Origin of the sequence: Bradyrhizobium sp. Ce-3 (assembly GCF_022835695.1) — a bacterium.
Lineage (GTDB): Bacteria > Pseudomonadota > Alphaproteobacteria > Rhizobiales > Xanthobacteraceae > Bradyrhizobium.
Window position 1 is genome coordinate 209,017 of record NZ_BQUV01000008.1, and the last position, 16,466, is coordinate 225,482.

Here is a 16,466-nt window from a genome sequence, read left to right on the forward strand (position 1 = left end):
GTCACGACGATAATGCGGGGTTGTCGATCGAGGCGGCGTTGGCGATCGCGCGTTCCACACTCACGCCGGCCTTGCGCCGGCGCATCCACAGATAGACGCCGGTCACGAGGATGAAGATGGTCAGGATGTCGAGCAGCGCCCAGACGATCTTGAGCGGCATGCCGCCATAGTCGCCGAAATGCAGCGGCTGCGAAACATACAGCGTCGACACATACCAGGGCATGTCGCGGCTGTCGGTCAGCGTGCCGGTCTCGGCATCGATCAGCGCGGGCTTCAGCAGCCGCGAGGTCAGCGGGGTGTCGCCGTGCAGGAACACCGCGTAGTGGCTCTTGCTGCTGAATAGCGTTCCCGGGAAGGCGACGAAGCTCGGCGTCATGCCGGGCACCGCGTGCCGGGCCACCTCGACCGCGCCGTTGAGCGAGGTCAGCTTCGTCGGCACCGTCCGGTCCTTGTACTGCGCGGTCATTTCGGCGAGTTGGCCGAATTGCCACATCTTGAGCACGAGGTCGGCCCAGGTGTTGATGACGCCGGTGAAGCCGACCACCAGCGTCCAGGCCACCAGCAGGATGCCGGCGAGATTGTGCACGTCGAGCCAGCGAACGACGCGCCTCCGCTGCGCGCGGTAGGCGCCGAAGCGCAGCTTCCGCATCGACGGCGCGTAGACCACGATGCCGGAGATGATCGCGACGCAGAACAGGATGCCCATCAATCCGAGGAACAGTTTGCCGGGCAAACCTGCAAACATGTCGGTGTGCAGCTTCAGCATGATGTAGGTGAAGCGGCCGGTGACGTCGGGGGAATCGAGATAGGCGCCGGTATGGGTGTCCATCCGGATCAGGAGATTGTTGGTCGGATCGGCGTCGATCGACGGCCCGACGCTGACCCACATCGCGCCGGGCTCGTCGCGGTCCCAGATCAGGAAGTGCGGCACCTTGCCCGGCGCCCGTGCCAGCGCGTTGGCGAGCAGATGGTCGAGATTGGCCGGCGGCGTGCCCGCCGGCGCCTCGGCCGGCTTGACCGAACTGTGCAGCAGATCATCGATCTCGTCATGGAAGATCAGCGGCAGGCCGGTGATGCAGAGCAGCAGCATGAACAATGTGCAGATCAGGCTGGTCCATTTGTGGACGGCGCCCCACCGCCGCAGGGATTTGGTCGTCGCAGTCAACTTCGCTACCTGAATTCCAGAGACTCCATTGTTGCCGTCACTAACACGATGAAAGACGCGCGCAGCCGCACGGCGATTAGAACCCGTCCAGTGTTGGGCTTATCGGTGATCGTGTTGCGATCCCGCAACGAGCGCGCCAGGGAACTGCGACGATGCGTCTCGTTCAGCGTCACTTCCTAGGATGGTTCTAAATTGCCTTCCGCTTCGCAGCACGCAACTGCGGAGGCGCCTCACGCCGGCACGCGGCCCGCGTCCCACAGCGCCATCACCTCGTGGCGCGTGATGCCACGGGTGATGAACACGATGCGCGAGCGGCGATCGGCATCGGGCCATCTGGCGAGCGCGACCGGCGGATGGAAGACGTGGTGCACGCCGTGGATCGCGACCGGCGCCGTCTCGCCGTGCAGGTTGAGGATGCCCTTGACGCGCAGCAGATCCTCGCCGCGCGCGTTGCGCAGATAGGCGAGCCATCGTGACACCGCCATCCAGTCAAGCGGTTCGTCGAATGCGAGCACGAAGCTCGTGATCGCGGCATCGTGGCTGTGATGGCCACCGTGATCATCATGATCGTGATCATGATGATCATGCCCGGCATGCGCGGGTCCTTCCGCGCAGGATCCAGCGACGGCCTGCTCATTGAGCCAACGCGCGATGTCGACCGTCTTCTTCTCCGGGTCGACCAGGGCGGCGCCGAACAGGCTGGCGGGATCGATCTCGCCATGCGTCACGCGCGCAGTCCTCGCGCCGGGGTTGAGCCGGTGAAGCCGCGCCTCCAATGCGTCAATGTCGTTGACCAAATCGCCTTTGGTGATCAGCAGGCGGTCGGCCAGCGCCACCTGCTTCACCGCTTCATACTGGCGGTCGAGCTGATGCGCGGCGTTGGCGGCATCGACCGTCGTCACGACGGCATCGAGCCGCAGGAAATGCGACACCAGCGGATTGTTGAGCAGGAGCTGCACGATCGGCGCGGGATCGGCCAGCCCCGTGGTCTCGACCAGGATCCGACGGAATGGCGGCACCTCGCCGCGATCGCGCCGCACCAGCAGCGCGCGCAGCGTCTCCTCGAGATCGCTGCGGATTGTGCAGCAAATACAGCCGCTCGCGAGCACGGTCACTTCGCCATCGACGCGTTCGACGAGCAGATGGTCGAGCGCGACCTCGCCATATTCGTTGATCACGACGGCGCTGTCGCTCATCGCCTCGTGACGCAACAGATGGTTGAGCAGCGTCGTTTTGCCGCTGCCGAGAAAGCCGGTGATCACCGACACCGGCAGCCGATCGGCGGACTTGTCGTGCTCGAACAAACTCATGACAGCCTCTTGGACGTGCGTCCCGTCGTCATCGTTTTGTCGCTGGACAACAGCCTAGCCGAGGAGGAGCATGCCGAAAACAAATTTCAAGCCCGTAACCGCGGGCACAACCTGGGAGGGAAGCATGGACGACGACGTCAGGAGCGACGAACCGAACAACGGGCCGGTCACGACCGACCGCCGTACCCTGCTCCGCACGGCCGGCCTCGCCGGCGCTGCAGGTGCGACGCTCGCCGGCGCGATGCATGGCAAGTTCTCGCTCGCACCGATCACTTCAGCGCAGGCGCAAACCGCCACCGCGATGCCGAAGGGCACCGACAAGCCGTGGTGGCCCTCGAAATGGGGCGCCGACGACGAGGCCGGTGCGTCCAATCACATCACGCCGGAGAAGGTCCTCGACACCGCGAAATGGATCAAGGACGGCAAGATCTACAAGATCGGCCGCGTCTATGAGGGCGGCATGCCGCTGTTCGGTCCGCGGGCCTTCACGCTGCGCATCCCGGGCAGCCCGACCGGTGGCCCGTTCGGCGACAACAAGCTGGTCTATCACGATGAGTTTCTCTCCTCCGAGATCGGCCAGACCGGGACGCAGTTCGACGGTCTCGGCCATATCGGCATCCAGCTGGGCAAGGATGGCGACAAGAGCGAGATGCGGTTCTACAACGGCCACACCGCGCTCGAGATCAGCGACGCCTACGGGCTGAAGAAGCTCGGCGTCGAGAAACTCAAGCCGCTGTTCACCCGCGCGCATCTCCTCGACATGGTCGCGCTCAAGGGCGGGATGATGGACGCCGGCCAGGAGATCACCACGGCCGACATCAAGGCCGCGCTGCAGAAGCAGAACCTCAACGAGGGCGACATCAAGCCGGGCGACGCCATCATGTTCCACACCGGCTGGGGCTCGCTCTGGATGAAGAACAACGACCGTTTCAACAGCGGCGAGCCGGGCATCGGCCTCGACGCCGCAAAATGGGTGGTCGAGAAGGATCTTGCGCTCACCGGCGCCGACACCTGGGCGGTCGAAGTGGTGCCCAATCCCGACAAAACGCTCGCCTTCGCGGTGCATGCCGAACTGCAGACCAAGCACGGCATCCACAACCACGAGAACCTGATCTTCGACGAGCTGATCGCCGACAAGAAATATCAGTTCGTCTATTGCTTCGCGCCGGCGCCGATCAAGGGCGCGACCGGGAGCAATGGCTGCCCGATCGCGATCACCTGAACGGCCTGCCATGGACGCGTGGGCGGACGATGCCGCCCACGCGGCCCGGCCGCCAGCGGCCGGCTACCGCACCGCGATCGCAAGACCCGCAAGCGCTGCTGGAAGCGACCAGGTCCAGTCTCCGGCCTGCGAGACGACCGCCGCGGCAACGACACAGCCGAACAGGAATCCGGCCAGGCGGCCAAGCGAATGGTTCAATGGCGTCGCGTCACGCGGCAGCAGAGGATGACGGACCGAAAGCAAGTCCATCACCGACAAAACGGCATTGGCCAGATTGCCGGTCATCACGGCGGTCGAGATCGTACCCCGCACCGCAAGCCGCAGCAGCGCGTACTGACAGGCCATCGCCGACACCGCCATCATCGCCGCCGTGCCGGCCAGCAATCCCGCCGGATCGGCCGACGGCCTGGCGACGATGCTGAAGGCCAGCAGCGCGGCAAGGATCAGAAACTGAACCAGCAGCAACAGCCGCACCAGCCTTGCACCGTGCAGGCGCGATGCACGGGCAATCAGCCAGACACCTGCCAGCGCCAGCATGAAGACCGGGACGGTCAGCAACTGCGCCCAATGGAACGAGCCGCCATCGACGGCAACGCCGGCTGCCAGCACGAGGTTGCCGGTCACGTGAGCCGTGAAGACATGGCCCAGCGTGAAGAAGCCGGTACAGTCGACCATTCCGGCAATCACGCTGAGCAAAGCCGGCAATCGCGCTTCCATCCGTGACAGCGCGATGGCGTCACCGGCGGGATCATCCGGCCGTTGCAATGCAAGCAAGCCTCTGGCGGGCAGTGACATGGCGATCACCCGGATGTTGGCGCTTGGCAGCTCGATGACCGCGCGCTACCGCGCGGTCCAGCCGCCGTCGACCGAGATCGCCGTTCCGGTGATCTGGTCTGCGGCGCCCGAGCACAGGAAGGCAACGGTGCCGCCAAGCTGCGCGGGCGAGACGAACTGGAGCGACGGCTGCTTTTCAGCGAGCAGGTCTCTCGCGGCATCCTGCTGGCTGATGCCGCGCTGCGCGGCGATGTCGTCGATCTGCTTGTCGACCAGCGGCGTGCGCACCCAGCCGGGACAGACCGCGTTGCAGGTGACGCCGCTGCCGGCGGTCTCGAGGCCCACCACCTTGGTGAGACCGATCAGCCCGTGCTTGGCCGCGACATAGGCGGCCTTGTGGGTCGACCCGACGAGGCCATGCGCGGAGGCAATGTTGACGATGCGGCCCCAGCCCTGCTTCTTCATCTGCGGCACCGCGGCCGCGATGGAGTGGAACGCGGCCGACAGATTGATCGCCAGGATCGCGTTCCAGCGGGCGGCCGGGAATTCCTCGACCGGCGCGGTGAACTGGATGCCGGCATTGTTCACGACGATGTCGAGACGGCCGAACTTCGCGATCGTCGCGGCGACCAGGCCGCGCACGGCATCCTCCTTCGACATGTCGGCGCCGTCATAACCGACGCGCACGCCATGCTCACGTTCGATGCCGCCGCGGATCGCCTCGATCTCGCTGCTGTCGCCGAATCCGTTCAGGACGATGTCGGCGCGCAGCCTGGCGAGCTCCCTGGCGATGCCAAGCCCAATCCCGCTGGTCGATCCGGTGACGATTGCAACCTTGCCCTTCAACATGGGAAATTCCTTTCGATGCTGCTGTGAGGAACAGACGCGACGGACGCTCAGTCGCGGCGGTGAATGTCGTGGGTGACGATCCCGAGTTCGGGGGCCGGCGGATCGAGCCGGCTCGGGTCCGCCAATGTGCGGCGGATGTCCTCGAGCCCGCTCTGCCAATGCGCGCGCATCGCGGCCAGCCCGAACTCGTAGTCCTTGGAGTGACGCTCGTAGACCTTGGACTGATAGATCAGGTGAATGATGTTGCAGGAACGATGGCGCGCCATCTCGGCGATGTCGCGGATCTCCGGGTCTTGCCTCGCGCTCTCCGGCAGCAGGGCAAGCGTCCGCTGCAGCGCCTGACGCATCTTCTGCATCCGCAGTGCCTGATCGGTGATGGAACGGGTGCGGCTGGAATATTGGATGTCCTTCTGCCGGCTCGACACCTCCATCAGGTCGTTGGGCACGCGTCCCCTCGCCGACCACAGGTCGATCTGGAAGGTCAGCGTGTCGCGCGGCTCGCTGGACAGCACGCGGGACAGGGGCGTGTTCGAGACCACGCCGCCGTCCCAATAATGCTCGCCATCGACCTCGACCGAAGGGAAGCCCGGCGGCAGTGCGCCGGACGCCATGAAATGCTTCGGCCCAAGCCGGCGCTCGGCGGTGTCGAAATAGGTCAGATTGCCGGTGCGAACGTTGACCGCGCCGACGCTGACGCGCACCTCGCCCGAGTTCAGCCGGTCGAAATCGACCAGTTGCTCCAGCGTCTGCCGCAATGCCGAGGTGTCGTAGAAGCTCGTCGCGGCCGCGCCCGAGAACGGCGACAGGAACGGTGGCGGGAAGCGCGGCTTGAAGAAGCCGGGCTGCCCCTGGAACAGCGCGCGCATCGCCGCCAGCGCATTGTGCGCCGAGCGCATGTCGAACGCGAACGGCAGCGCGTCGGCGAGCCCTTCGCCCGCCGGCCATTCGACCGACGCGGCGCAGATGCTTTCCCAGAACTTGCGCAGCCGCTCGACCCGTTCGCCCTCGGGCGAACCGGCGATGATCGCGGCATTGAGCGCGCCGATCGAAATGCCGGCCAGCCAGTTCGGCCGGATGCCGGCCTCGTGCAGGCCTTGATAGACGCCGGCCTGATAGGCGCCGAGCGCGCCGCCGCCTTGCAACACCAGGGCCACGACGTCGTAGGGCAACGGCCTGGCCTGCTGCGCCTGCGGATCGATCTGCTCACGCATCACTTTCAACATTGCTGAAACTCCTGATGGATGGATCGAAGCTGGTCAGCCGGCATTCGCCGCGACCAAGGCTTCGCCGCGTTGCGGTGCGGCCCGGCCGCTAGCGAGATAGTCGTGCACGACGCTGCCGAGCCCGAGGGTCAGATCGGCGAGGATGTGCTTGGCCGAGAGAACCTGCAGCACCGGCAGTTCGGCGACCGGCGCCAATGCATGCGCGTACAGGTCCAGTGCGGCCGGCCCGGTCCACGCGCCCTTCACCGTGATGTCCTCGAGGTGGTAGCGCACCAGCTCGCAGATCCGCGGCGTGCCGTCGACATGCGGAATGATCTTGAGCAGGAAATTCGGCGCGGCGAGCTTCCTTGCTTCCGCGGCGATGTCGAGCGCGCGGTGCTTGTAGCCCATGGTGCCGGTCGCGATCCGCACCGAGCCGTAGTTCAGCGTGCCGACCAGCGTGTCGATCTCGACCTCGAGCTTCGGCTGCGCCAGCTTCTTGGGAAAGCCCCACAGTTCGCGGCCGCCGGCGATCGGCGGATGATCGTTGAGGAACATCTGGTGGGTGAAGCCGCCGAGCTGGCCCTTGTAGGACACCGGGATGACCTGGCCGCTTTCGGTGTAGTCGCCGAAGCCCGTGGAGTCGGGCATGCGGATGAATTCGTAGTTCACCACCGCCTCGGTCAGCTCCAGCGGCTCCGGCACCACGCGCCGCAGCGCATCGGGATCGGTGCGGTACTGGATGATGAAATACTCGCGGTTGACGAAGCGATAGGGGCCGGGCGGAAAGGCCGGACTGGTCAGCGGCATCGCAAACGACGATGTCCGCACGGTCTCGTGTTTCATGGTGTTCGAGCTCCAGAGTGGTTTGAGGCGGGCGGGCCGCGCTTCGTCGGGAAGCGCGGCCCGTTTCGCGTGAAGGCCTAGAAGAAGCCACTCACATCAGACACACGCTCCGGATCGGCGGAGGCCAGCGCGGCGGCACGCTCGGCCTGCGGCGGATAGATCCAGACGGTGTTGATCTCCTGCTTGGTCTTCTTGGCGACGTCGCCGACCATCGTCACCTCGCGCTCCCAGCCGCGTGTGAACAGCGCGCCGGCTTCGCCGAGGTCGAGACAGGTGACGTAACCCTTCTGGTGATACGGCTTGGTCGGGACGCCGAGCAGCTCGGCCGCGGCATTGTTGCCGGCAAAGGCCCCCATCCGCGTCGCGTGCTGGCACGACATCAGCGCGTAGTTGCCGGCATCGTCGCAAGCGGCGCGCGCCGCATCGCCGGTCGCAAACACGCCGGGCACCGACGACACCCGCAGATCGCGGTCGACCAGCAGCCGGCCGAAATTGTCGCGTTCGGCCGGGATCTGCTGGGTCAACGGCGCGGCGCGAATGCCTGCCGCCCAGACCACGGTCGCGGCTTCGATATGCTCGCCGTTGGACAGCGTGACGCCGGACTTGCTGACCTCGGCGACGCCGGCGCCGAAGCGGCCCTCGACGCCGAGCTTGCGCATCGCATCCTCGATGATCGGGCGCGGGCCTTCGCCCATGTCGGGCGCGATCGCGGGATTGCGCTCGACGATGACGACGCGCGGTTTGGCGTCGCTGCCGAGAATCTCCTTGAGCCGCGCCGGCAGCTCGGTCGCCGCCTCGATGCCGGTGAAGCCGCCGCCGGCGACCACCACCGTGTCGCGTGCAGCAGATGCCGGCTGCCCGGCCAGCCCATGCAGATGGCGGTCGAGCGCGATCGCATCCTGGAGATTGTCGACGCTGAAGCCATGCTCGGCGAGGCCGGGCACGTTCGGACGGAACAGCCGGCTGCCGGTCGCCAGCACCAGCCGATCGTAGGGCAGCGTCTTCCGCGCGTCCTTCGCGGTGACGATCTGCACGGTGCGCGCCTTGGTGTCGACGGCCTCGGCGCTACCCTGCACATAGACGACGTCGATCGCGTTGAAGACGTCGAGCAGCGGAGCGGTCAGCGTCTCCGGCTTCGGCTCATAGAGCCGCGGGCGGACCACCAGGGTCGGCTCCGGCGCCACCAGCGCGATCTCGAGCTGCTCGGGCGAGACGCCCCTGATATCGCGCAGACGGGCGGCGGAAAGAGCGGCGTACATGCCGGCAAAGCCGGCACCAATGATGACCAGTCGCATGTGAAGTCTCCTCTGGGTTTGCAGTCTCTGATGTCCGCGCGTTGCCGCCGCCGCTTGCCATTGGCGGCCAAGCCTGTCGCGATCGGCGACGCGAAGAGGTGAAAGCCGGCACCTATTGCCGAGTGACGCAGTTCGAAACGAAGGCCATGCGGGTCGCAGCCTCACACGCCGTGCGGCAACCTCTCGCATTCAACGGCGATCCGCGGCGAAGGCTGATCGGCTGCGCGGACCTCGGCGGCCAGTCCCGGGAGAGCGCCACGGTCACGTCACTGATCATCAGCGACGTCATGGCATCAGCGCTGTGAGCGGTCTGTGCCTGCGTCTCGGCGTCTTCACCCGCTGCCGACGTGAAGCGGACGGTGAGCGTGAGGCCATACATGAGGGCGGTCGCAACCGCCCGGCGCCGTCGCGTGATTGCAAGGGAGCTGCCGAAATCCCGCCACACCATCGCTCGTCTCCGTTGTTGGCATCAGTGCCACGGTGATTTAGCGAATCGGCCTTGTGGGTGCCCCAGAGCGATTGCCCGACGTGAAGAGCGATTGCTGCTAGAACACATCCGGTTCTGATTGAATCAGAACCGGAGCTCTGGATTGTTGTGTTGAAGCGCTTTCTCCACGCGAACCGGCGTCCACTTCGCTCGAAAACGCTCTAGCGCAGACGCCGCCGCCAATCGCTCGGGGTTTCCCCGGTCAGCTTCCTGAACGCCGCGGCGAACGCGGTCTGCGAGCCGTAGCCGAGCGCCGCCGCGATCGAGACCACGGATGCGTCGGTGTCGCGCAGCATGTTCATGGCCTGCTCGAGCCGATGCTGGCGCAGCCAGGCATGCGGAGAGAGGCCCGTGCTGTCCTTGAACGCGCGGCAGAAGTGGAAGCGCGACAGGCCGGCATCGGTCGCCAGCGCCGCCAGCGAGACATCCGCATCGCTGTCCGAGCGCAGCCGCTCGATGGCGCGGCGCAGCGCCGCCGGCGCAAGACCTCCCATGGTCGCCTGAACCGTGGCATGCACGCCGGCATGCGCCGACAGCAGGCGGTTCGCCAGAAGATCGGTCAATTGGTGCCTGAACAGCGCATCCAGCGCCCGGGCACCGTCGAGCGCGTCGGCGGCGCTGAGCAGCAATCGCGACGTAATGGGATCGGGATGCGCGGTGCGCTCCAGAAGATCGCCGGGAGCGGCGCCCTCGGCCTCAACAGCCACACGCTCCAGCGTCGCATGCGGCAGATAGAGCTGCACGACATGCATCGACTGGTGAATGTCCCATCGCGAGGTCGAGCCGGCCGGAATGATCGTCACGACCCCGGGACGCGCCGTGCCGATCGCTGCCGCCCTTCCGGTGCGCCGCTCCAGTTGCTGCGAGCCGGCGGGATACGTCATGATGACGTGATCGACCATCGGCTTGACGATGTCGTGCAGGGCGTCGTGCTTCCAATAGGCGACCGCGCCGCTCGACGGATCGGCCGCCATCCGAAGCGGCCGCGTCTTGAGCACGCGGGCCATCTCCTGGTCCGCGGGACGGCGCTCGCCGGCCGGCGGCTCCGGCTGTCCCGCGTCGGAGGCGGCGGACGGATTTCGCAAGGGATCGTGCAGGACTGGCTTGCTCATGAGGCATGCTCGCGTTTGAAGGCTCATGCGCGCCCTCCCTGCGGGCCGATCCGTCGACCGATAAGCCGCGGAACTGTCGGAGCGTACTAAGCGCGACGACGCCGCGTCGTCTTTCCTGAAACGACTGCGCTTTGTCGATTTCTGCGCCGCGCCCGGCCTGCGGCATTTCGTGCCGCCGCCGGTCAATCCTGCCAACCACCTTGAAATCATTTCGGAATCATTGCCGCGGTGGTGCCGACCGGTCGTTCATCATCGCGTGATGCGCCGAACATCGCCTTGCCGATTTCCGCTCATGGGCTATCACCCGCGCAGGATGCCGGTCACGGCAGGCCGGGTTCACAACGGAAATTTCAAGAATGGCACAGGCAGGCGTCTACGGACGAAAGCTCGGGCAACCGCTGCAGCTGGCGGAGGCGCCCGTGCTGATCACGCGTTCGCTGCGCAGCGCCGAGCTCGCGGTCACCGAAACCCGCAATGACAACCCGGTGCGGGATATGTCCGGCTCGCTGCCTGCCGACGACGCCTATCTCGTCAGCCTGAAGTTTCGCGATTACGCCGGCTGCGAGTGCTGGGAGCAAGGCCGCTTCGTCACGAAGTCGGATATCCGTCGTGGCGCGACCTATCTGTACGACCTGAAGCGCGATCCGCGCTATGTGATCGACAAGCCGTTCCACTCGATCTTTTTCTACCTGCCGCGCTCGGCGCTCGACGACATCGCGAGGCAAGCCGGCGCGCCGCGGATCGATGAGCTCGGCTACGAGCCCGGCATCGGCCATGACGACGGCGTCATCCGCCATCTCGGTGCTTCGCTGCTTGAAGCATTGCGCCGGCCCGAGGAGACCAACCAGCTGTTCGTCGATCACATGATGCTCGCCCTCACCGCGCATGTCGCCCAGACCTATGGCGGACTGCGCAGCATCACCGCGCCGGCCCGCGGCGGCCTTGCCGCATGGCAGGCGAAGCAGGCTTGCGAGCGGCTCGAAGCCGACCTCGGCGGAAAGACCCCGCTGAAACAGATCGCCGCCGAGTTCGATCTGTCGGTCTCCCACTTCTCGCGCGCCTTCCGCATCTCCACCGGCCTGCCGCCGCACCAATGGCTGCTTCAGCAGCGGATCAGGATCGCCAAGCAGCTGATGGCCGTGCGTGACCTGTCGCTGTCGGAGATCGCGATCTCGGCCGGCTTCGCCAACCAGAGCCATTTCACGCGGGTGTTTTCGGCAATCGTCGGCGTCAGCCCGGCGGCGTGGCGCCGCGACGCGCATCGCCCGACCAAGAGCGAGACCTGATCAGGTCCGCGTCTAGCCCACAGCTACAGCCTGCACGGCATGCTTCGCATGCCATTTGGGGCCCGGCCCGCGCATGTAATGGCGCTCGGGCCGGTAGGGATCGCGCATTCGCGCGATCAGGTTCTGCCAGCCCGTCGTGATCGCATTCAGACCGCGGTGAAGAGGCAACAACGGCTGCGCTGACAGCATGGCTTCCTCTCAGTGCGGTTTGCCGAGAATGGAGGCAAAGGACAGGATCACGATCTCGTCGCCGGCCTCGTCGCTGACATGCACGGCCCAGTCGCGCCAGTCTTCCAGGCTCGCGGTTGCGACCAGCGATCGCATCATGCAGGTCGCCGCCTCGCAGGCCTCGGCGAGGCCGTTCACCGCGGTGCCGCGGCGATCCATCAACACCCCGCGCGTGTTCGAGCAATGGAAATAGACCTGAGCCATCTGCGTATCCTCGCAAGCCTCAGGCGAGCAGCTCGCCTTGGCATGACGTAGCTTTACGCAGCCGGGGCGCGCCCTTCCGTGATGCGGTTCACACAGGCAGCGGGCTCGCGGGACGGTGATCGGGCGCCGACGCCGCCCTCACCAAATCGCGATTTGACAGTTCTCCTCTATTTGTCAAAATCGTCAAATGGGACCGAAAACCCGCATTCTCGACGCCACCATGCTGGTTTTCCGCCGGCACGGCTTTCGCCGCTCCTCGATCGAGCAGGTCGCGGAAGCCGCCGGCCTGACGCGGCAGGCGCTCTATCATCACTTCGAATCCAAGGAAGCGCTGTTTCGGGCCGTGATCGAGCGCGTGCACGAGTCCGCGATCGCGGCCGAGGCGGCTGCCGTTGCCGAGGCGGAGACCGCGGGCGGCAATCTCGGCGACATCCTCGCCGCGGGCATGACCGCGCGGATGTCGACCATGATCGCCTCGCTGGACGGCTCACCGCATCTCGAAGAGTTGTATTCCGAGCACCTCGTGCACGCGCGCGACCTCTATCAGACCTACGCCGCACGCTATGCGGAGCGCATGGTCGCGACCATCGCGCGGGCCGTTCGCAAACTGCAACTGACGCTGCCGCAAGATCTCTCGCCGGTCGAATTCGCAAGGTTGGTCGAGATGTCGATGTACGCAGCGAAGTCGCAGTATCCGGCGATGCAGCCGTCGCACGCGTTCCTGAAGGACATGGCGATCATGGTGCGGACGCTCTGTGCGGGCGCCATATCGAAATCCCTGCCGAAATCACCACAGCCGCCCGCCAAGAAGGCGGCCACCGCCAAAAAGCCGACACGCAGGACAACTGGAGGACAGTCATGACCACGACGACCGTCAACGGCCGCGTCGAATCCCTGCCCGATGATCCCGATGCGCTCTTGATCGACATCGTGCGCGACCAACTCAAGCTCACCGGCACCAAGCTCGTCTGCGGCGCCGGCGTCTGCGGCGCCTGCACGGTGCTGGTCGACGGCGCGCCGGTGGCAAGCTGCCTGATGCCGGCGCAAGCCGCCGCCGGCAAGGCCGTGACGACGGTGGAAGGCATCGGCGCCGCACAACTGCATCCGGTGCAGAAGGCGTTCATGGCGCATGACGCGCTACAATGCGGCTTCTGCACGCCGGGCTTCATCGTCGAAGCGACCGCGTTCTGCGACCAATGGCGCGCGACCAGGGGAACGGCGGTGCCATCACGCGAGGAGATCGGCGCGGCGCTGTCGGGCCATCTCTGCCGCTGCGGCGCCTATGACGGGATTTTTCGCGCGGTGGCGGACGCCTGCGCCGGCCGCTTCGACGGCGACAATGTCGTAGCGCCCCGCGTCGAGGCGCGCGACAAGGTGACGGGCGCGGCGAAATACACCGTCGACATCAACCATGACGGCCAGCTCGAAGGCCTGATCCTGCGCTCGCGCGAGGCGCATGCGCGCATCACCGCGCTCGATCTCGCGCCGGCGCGCGCGCTCGCGGGCGTTACCGCGGTATCACTCATCGGCGATGACCGGATCGTGCGCTATGTCGGCGAGCCGATCGCGGCGGTCGCCGCGAAGGACCGCAAGACGGCGCTGGCCGCGCTTGCCGCAATCAGGCTGAGCAGCGAGCGGTTGCCGGCGGTGGTTGGCCTCGACGCCGGCCGCAAGGATGGCGCGCCCGTGGTGTTCGACAGAGCGAACCGCAAGCGCGCCGGCAACGTCTCCGAGGCGGCCGGCGGACCGGCGCCGTGGAAGCAGAACATCCGCGGCCCGACCGCGGTGTTCTCGACCCGCGCCAAGAAGGCGCGCAGCTGGGTCGACGAGGCGCGCCAGGCCAACAACAAGCTGCTGGTCGAAGCCACCTTCCGCACCGCCACGCAGCAGCATGCCTGCCTCGAGCCGCATGCCGCGGTGGCGCGCTTCGACGGCGACCGGCTGACCCTGCACGCCTCGACCCAGCAGGTGTTTCACCTGAAGGAGCAGATCGCCAAGCGCTACAAGCTCGACCACGACAAGGTCCGCGTCATCGCCGATCACGTCGGCGGCGGCTTCGGATCGAAGGCGAGCCTGGGCACCGAGACGATCGCGGCCATCGAGCTCGCGCGTGAGGCGAAGGCACCGGTGCGGGTCGCCTACGACCGGCAGGAGGAGCTCTCCGTCGCCGGCTACCGGCCGGCCGCTGAGCTGAAGGTCGCGCTGCTGCCCTCCGAGCAGGGCGGCCTGAAGGCACTCTCGGTCACCGCGCATGCCGATACGGGCGCCGCGACCAATTCGACGATCGCGGGCCTGGCGCGGCTGATCTACCCGGCCGAAGCGAAGGATCTGTCGGATTTCGACGTCATCAGCAATCTGCCGCCCGGTGCCGCTTTCCGCGGCCCCGGTGGTCCGCCGATGGCGTTCGCGGTCGAGCAGGCGATCGACGAGGCGGCGCTGCGGCTCAAGGTCGATCCGATCGCCCTGCGCAAGAAATGGGATCCCGATCCCAACCGTCAACGGCTCTACGACTGGGCATCCAGCCTCGAGCTCTGGCGCAACCGCAAACCTGCGCAGACCGGGCGCTATCGCCGCGGCATCGGGGTCGCCACGGGTTACTGGCTCTATCTCTGGCAGCCCAATGTGAAGGTCGAGGTCGCGGTCAAAGGCGGCCGCATCGTCGCCAGCACTGCGACGCAGGACATCGGCACCGGCACCCGCAGCGTGCTGGCCGACACCATCGCGCGCGAGTTCGATCTCGAGCCCGGCGATATCGACGTACGGATCGGCGATTCATCATTGCCTGAGGGGCCCGGCTCCGGCGGCAGCCGCGTCACCGCCTCGGTGATGCCGCCGACGCTGCAGGCGGTGCGGAAGCTGAAGGCCGCGATCCTCGAACAGGCGACACGAAAGCCCGCGCCAGGCTCGAACGCGCCGTGGCGCGAACTGATCGCGCGCTCGCCCGACATCGCGGTGGCGGAAACGCGCGGCGAGGACGGCAAGAACACCGCGCCCGGCATCCGCTCGCCGCTGCGCGAGGTCGGCCTGATGGGCATGGTGTTCGGCTGGATGATGCGCCGCTTCTCGAACATCGCGGTCGGCGCCGGCGTGCCGAGCTCGGTGCAGGTGGTCGAGGTGGAGGTCGACACCTGGCTCGGCCATGTCCGGGTGCTCAACGTGCATACCGGCATCGCGGTCGGCAAGATCGCAGCTCCCGTGCTGGCGCGCAGCCAGGCCTGCGGCGCGGTGATCCAGGGTCTCGGCTACGCGCTCTACGAAGCGCGCGAGCTGGATCCGATCAGCGGCGACGTGCTGACCGCGGGAATGGAGGATTATCGCATCCCGGGGATCGCCGACACGCCCGAGATCGATGTCCATTTCGACGAAGCCGGCTTCGACCATGTGTTCGGCAATAGCGTCGGCATCGGCGAGGCCTCGACGGTGCCGACCTCGGCCGCGGTCGCCAACGCGATCCACGATGCGATCGGCGTCCGCCTCACCGAGATTCCGATCCGGCCCGATCGTATCGTCGCCGCGCTGAAAGGGAGGGATGCCGCATGAGCGTCGCAACCGCAGAAGTGTTATCCGCACCGGAATTCCGTGCCGCCGGCACCGACCTGTCGGAACGCCGCCGCAGCGGTCTGTCGTGCGGAACGGTGATCGATCTCACCGCCAGTCCCGATACGATCGGGATTACCTGGGGCGCGGATGGCGCGGCGCGGATCGGCGCGCTGACCGCGATCGCTGCGATCGCATCCGACGCGCGGCTCGCGCAAGGCTATCCCGGCATCACTGCTGCCGCGCAGGGCCTCGCTACGCCGCAGATCCGGCACATGGCGACGCTCGGCGGCAACCTCGCGCAGCGGTCGCGCTGCTGGTACTTCCGCAATCCGCAGATCGCCTGCCTCAAGAAGGGCGGCGCCGACTGTCCGGCGCGATCCGGCAACCATCTCTATCACGTCGCGTTCGATCTCGGCCCCTGCGTGGCGCCGCATCCGTCGACCATGGCGATGGCGCTATTGGCCTATGATGCGAAGATCGTCACGGACCGGCGCAGCGGACTGTCGATCACCGACCTGCTCGGCGATGGCAGCAACGGCACCGCCGACAATCTGCTGGCAGCAGGCGAACGGATCGAGCGGATCGAGCTCCCCGCCCCGCTGGCCGGCGAGCGCGCGCTGTACAAGCGCGCGATCAGCCGGACGCACGCGGAATGGCCACTGGTCGAGATCTGCGTGCGGGCGGTGATATCAGGCGGGGTGTTCCAGCAGGTTCACATCACTGCCGGCGGCATCGCCCCGGTCCCGCTGCGTCTTGCTGCAAGCGCCGCGGCGCTGGAGGGACAGCCGGCCGACGCATCGACCATCGCGCAAGCCGCCGCGCTCGCGACATCGGGGGCCAAGCCACTGACGATGACCGGATACAAGCTCGACCTCTTGACCGGCCTGGTGCGCGACCTCGTCGAGCGGATTGCCGGGTAGCGCTGGCGAGCGTTCCGGGCGCGCTG

The 16,466-nt window shown here is 66.7% G+C and carries 16 protein-coding genes; 6 read left to right on the plus strand and 10 right to left on the minus strand.

Going from position 1 to position 16,466, the window contains the following annotated elements; all coding sequences use genetic code 11:
* Position 1: 1 nt before the first annotated feature.
* Complete coding sequence (locus tag BRSPCE3_RS26495; RefSeq protein WP_283843170.1) at positions 2 to 1,165, minus strand: PepSY domain-containing protein; 1,164 nt, start codon at positions 1,163 to 1,165, stop codon at positions 2 to 4.
* Positions 1,166 to 1,395: 230 nt separating this feature from the next.
* A complete protein-coding gene (locus tag BRSPCE3_RS26500; RefSeq protein WP_244069229.1) occupies positions 1,396 to 2,475 on the minus strand; it encodes a GTP-binding protein in 1,080 nt (359 codons plus the stop codon).
* Between the two features lie 124 nt (positions 2,476 to 2,599).
* Here BRSPCE3_RS26500 and BRSPCE3_RS26505 point away from each other — a divergent pair, with 124 nt between their 5' ends.
* On the plus strand, positions 2,600 to 3,697 hold the full coding sequence (locus tag BRSPCE3_RS26505; RefSeq protein WP_244069230.1) for a cyclase family protein: 1,098 nt from the start codon (positions 2,600 to 2,602) through the stop codon (positions 3,695 to 3,697).
* A gap of 63 nt (positions 3,698 to 3,760) precedes the next feature.
* Here BRSPCE3_RS26505 and BRSPCE3_RS26510 read toward each other — a convergent pair whose 3' ends face one another.
* From BRSPCE3_RS26510 to BRSPCE3_RS26530, 5 genes are all read right to left on the minus strand, one after another.
* A complete protein-coding gene (locus BRSPCE3_RS26510) occupies positions 3,761 to 4,492 on the minus strand; it encodes a DUF1275 family protein (protein WP_244069231.1) in 732 nt (243 codons plus the stop codon).
* 45 nt (positions 4,493 to 4,537) lie between these two features.
* A complete protein-coding gene (locus tag BRSPCE3_RS26515) occupies positions 4,538 to 5,320 on the minus strand; it encodes a 3-hydroxybutyrate dehydrogenase (protein ID WP_244069232.1) in 783 nt (260 codons plus the stop codon).
* Positions 5,321 to 5,367: 47 nt separating this feature from the next.
* Entirely contained in the window at positions 5,368 to 6,543 is a 1,176-nt protein-coding gene (locus BRSPCE3_RS26520) for a patatin-like phospholipase family protein (protein ID WP_244069233.1), read from the minus strand.
* A 33-nt stretch (positions 6,544 to 6,576) separates the two neighbouring features.
* Positions 6,577 to 7,368: an acetoacetate decarboxylase gene (locus BRSPCE3_RS26525; protein ID WP_244069234.1), complete on the minus strand. Its 792-nt coding sequence runs from the start codon at positions 7,366 to 7,368 to the stop codon at positions 6,577 to 6,579.
* Positions 7,369 to 7,445: 77 nt separating this feature from the next.
* A complete protein-coding gene (locus BRSPCE3_RS26530; RefSeq protein ID WP_244069235.1) occupies positions 7,446 to 8,663 on the minus strand; it encodes an NAD(P)/FAD-dependent oxidoreductase in 1,218 nt (405 codons plus the stop codon).
* Between the two features lie 98 nt (positions 8,664 to 8,761).
* On the opposite strand from BRSPCE3_RS26530, the gene BRSPCE3_RS26535 reads away from it, so the two are divergent.
* Positions 8,762 to 8,968, plus strand: coding sequence for a hypothetical protein (locus BRSPCE3_RS26535; protein ID WP_244069236.1), 207 nt, complete (start codon positions 8,762 to 8,764; stop codon positions 8,966 to 8,968).
* Between the two features lie 343 nt (positions 8,969 to 9,311).
* On the opposite strand, the gene BRSPCE3_RS26540 is transcribed toward BRSPCE3_RS26535, so the two are convergent.
* A complete protein-coding gene (locus BRSPCE3_RS26540) occupies positions 9,312 to 10,262 on the minus strand; it encodes an AraC family transcriptional regulator (RefSeq protein ID WP_244069237.1) in 951 nt (316 codons plus the stop codon).
* A 356-nt stretch (positions 10,263 to 10,618) separates the two neighbouring features.
* On the opposite strand from BRSPCE3_RS26540, the gene BRSPCE3_RS26545 reads away from it, so the two are divergent.
* Entirely contained in the window at positions 10,619 to 11,548 is a 930-nt protein-coding gene (locus BRSPCE3_RS26545; RefSeq protein ID WP_244069238.1) for an AraC family transcriptional regulator, read from the plus strand.
* Between the two features lie 12 nt (positions 11,549 to 11,560).
* On the opposite strand, the gene BRSPCE3_RS26550 is transcribed toward BRSPCE3_RS26545, so the two are convergent.
* Both BRSPCE3_RS26550 and BRSPCE3_RS26555 read right to left on the minus strand, forming a co-directional pair.
* On the minus strand, positions 11,561 to 11,737 hold the full coding sequence (locus tag BRSPCE3_RS26550; protein WP_244069239.1) for a hypothetical protein: 177 nt from the start codon (positions 11,735 to 11,737) through the stop codon (positions 11,561 to 11,563).
* A gap of 9 nt (positions 11,738 to 11,746) precedes the next feature.
* The gene (locus tag BRSPCE3_RS26555) at positions 11,747 to 11,980 is read right to left on the minus strand and encodes a DUF6894 family protein (RefSeq protein ID WP_244069240.1); all 234 of its coding nucleotides are present in this window, start codon (positions 11,978 to 11,980) and stop codon (positions 11,747 to 11,749) included.
* A gap of 187 nt (positions 11,981 to 12,167) precedes the next feature.
* On the opposite strand from BRSPCE3_RS26555, the gene BRSPCE3_RS26560 reads away from it, so the two are divergent.
* From BRSPCE3_RS26560 to BRSPCE3_RS26570, 3 genes are read left to right on the plus strand one after another with little or no spacing between them, the layout of a single operon-like run.
* Positions 12,168 to 12,842 (plus strand): TetR/AcrR family transcriptional regulator, encoded by a 675-nt coding sequence (locus tag BRSPCE3_RS26560; protein ID WP_244069241.1) that lies wholly within the window; start codon positions 12,168 to 12,170, stop codon positions 12,840 to 12,842.
* Positions 12,839 to 15,520, plus strand: a complete 2,682-nt coding sequence (locus BRSPCE3_RS26565; protein ID WP_244069242.1) for a molybdopterin-dependent oxidoreductase — start codon at positions 12,839 to 12,841, stop codon at positions 15,518 to 15,520. Before BRSPCE3_RS26560 ends, BRSPCE3_RS26565 begins: the two co-directional genes overlap by 4 nt.
* On the plus strand, positions 15,517 to 16,440 hold the full coding sequence (locus tag BRSPCE3_RS26570) for a xanthine dehydrogenase family protein subunit M (RefSeq protein ID WP_244069243.1): 924 nt from the start codon (positions 15,517 to 15,519) through the stop codon (positions 16,438 to 16,440). The genes BRSPCE3_RS26565 and BRSPCE3_RS26570 overlap by 4 nt, the downstream gene beginning before the upstream one ends.
* The last annotated feature ends 26 nt before the right edge of the window (positions 16,441 to 16,466 follow it).

What these genes read in the sequence shown, in the direction of transcription:
- BRSPCE3_RS26500 (WP_244069229.1), bottom strand. Translation starts at nt 2,475, where the DNA reads ATGAGTTTGTTCGAGCACGACAAGTCCGCCGATCGGCTGCCGGTGTCG.
- BRSPCE3_RS26505 (WP_244069230.1), top strand. Translation starts at nt 2,600, where the DNA reads ATGGACGACGACGTCAGGAGCGACGAACCGAACAACGGGCCGGTCACG.
- BRSPCE3_RS26510 (WP_244069231.1), bottom strand. Translation starts at nt 4,492, where the DNA reads ATGTCACTGCCCGCCAGAGGCTTGCTTGCATTGCAACGGCCGGATGAT.
- BRSPCE3_RS26515 (WP_244069232.1), bottom strand. Translation starts at nt 5,320, where the DNA reads ATGTTGAAGGGCAAGGTTGCAATCGTCACCGGATCGACCAGCGGGATT.
- BRSPCE3_RS26520 (WP_244069233.1), bottom strand. Translation starts at nt 6,543, where the DNA reads ATGTTGAAAGTGATGCGTGAGCAGATCGATCCGCAGGCGCAGCAGGCC.
- BRSPCE3_RS26525 (WP_244069234.1), bottom strand. Translation starts at nt 7,368, where the DNA reads ATGAAACACGAGACCGTGCGGACATCGTCGTTTGCGATGCCGCTGACC.
- BRSPCE3_RS26530 (WP_244069235.1), bottom strand. Translation starts at nt 8,663, where the DNA reads ATGCGACTGGTCATCATTGGTGCCGGCTTTGCCGGCATGTACGCCGCT.
- BRSPCE3_RS26540 (WP_244069237.1), bottom strand. Translation starts at nt 10,262, where the DNA reads ATGAGCAAGCCAGTCCTGCACGATCCCTTGCGAAATCCGTCCGCCGCC.
- BRSPCE3_RS26545 (WP_244069238.1), top strand. Translation starts at nt 10,619, where the DNA reads ATGGCACAGGCAGGCGTCTACGGACGAAAGCTCGGGCAACCGCTGCAG.
- BRSPCE3_RS26550 (WP_244069239.1), bottom strand. Translation starts at nt 11,737, where the DNA reads ATGCTGTCAGCGCAGCCGTTGTTGCCTCTTCACCGCGGTCTGAATGCG.
- BRSPCE3_RS26555 (WP_244069240.1), bottom strand. Translation starts at nt 11,980, where the DNA reads ATGGCTCAGGTCTATTTCCATTGCTCGAACACGCGCGGGGTGTTGATG.
- BRSPCE3_RS26560 (WP_244069241.1), top strand. Translation starts at nt 12,168, where the DNA reads ATGGGACCGAAAACCCGCATTCTCGACGCCACCATGCTGGTTTTCCGC.
- BRSPCE3_RS26565 (WP_244069242.1), top strand. Translation starts at nt 12,839, where the DNA reads ATGACCACGACGACCGTCAACGGCCGCGTCGAATCCCTGCCCGATGAT.
- BRSPCE3_RS26570 (WP_244069243.1), top strand. Translation starts at nt 15,517, where the DNA reads ATGAGCGTCGCAACCGCAGAAGTGTTATCCGCACCGGAATTCCGTGCC.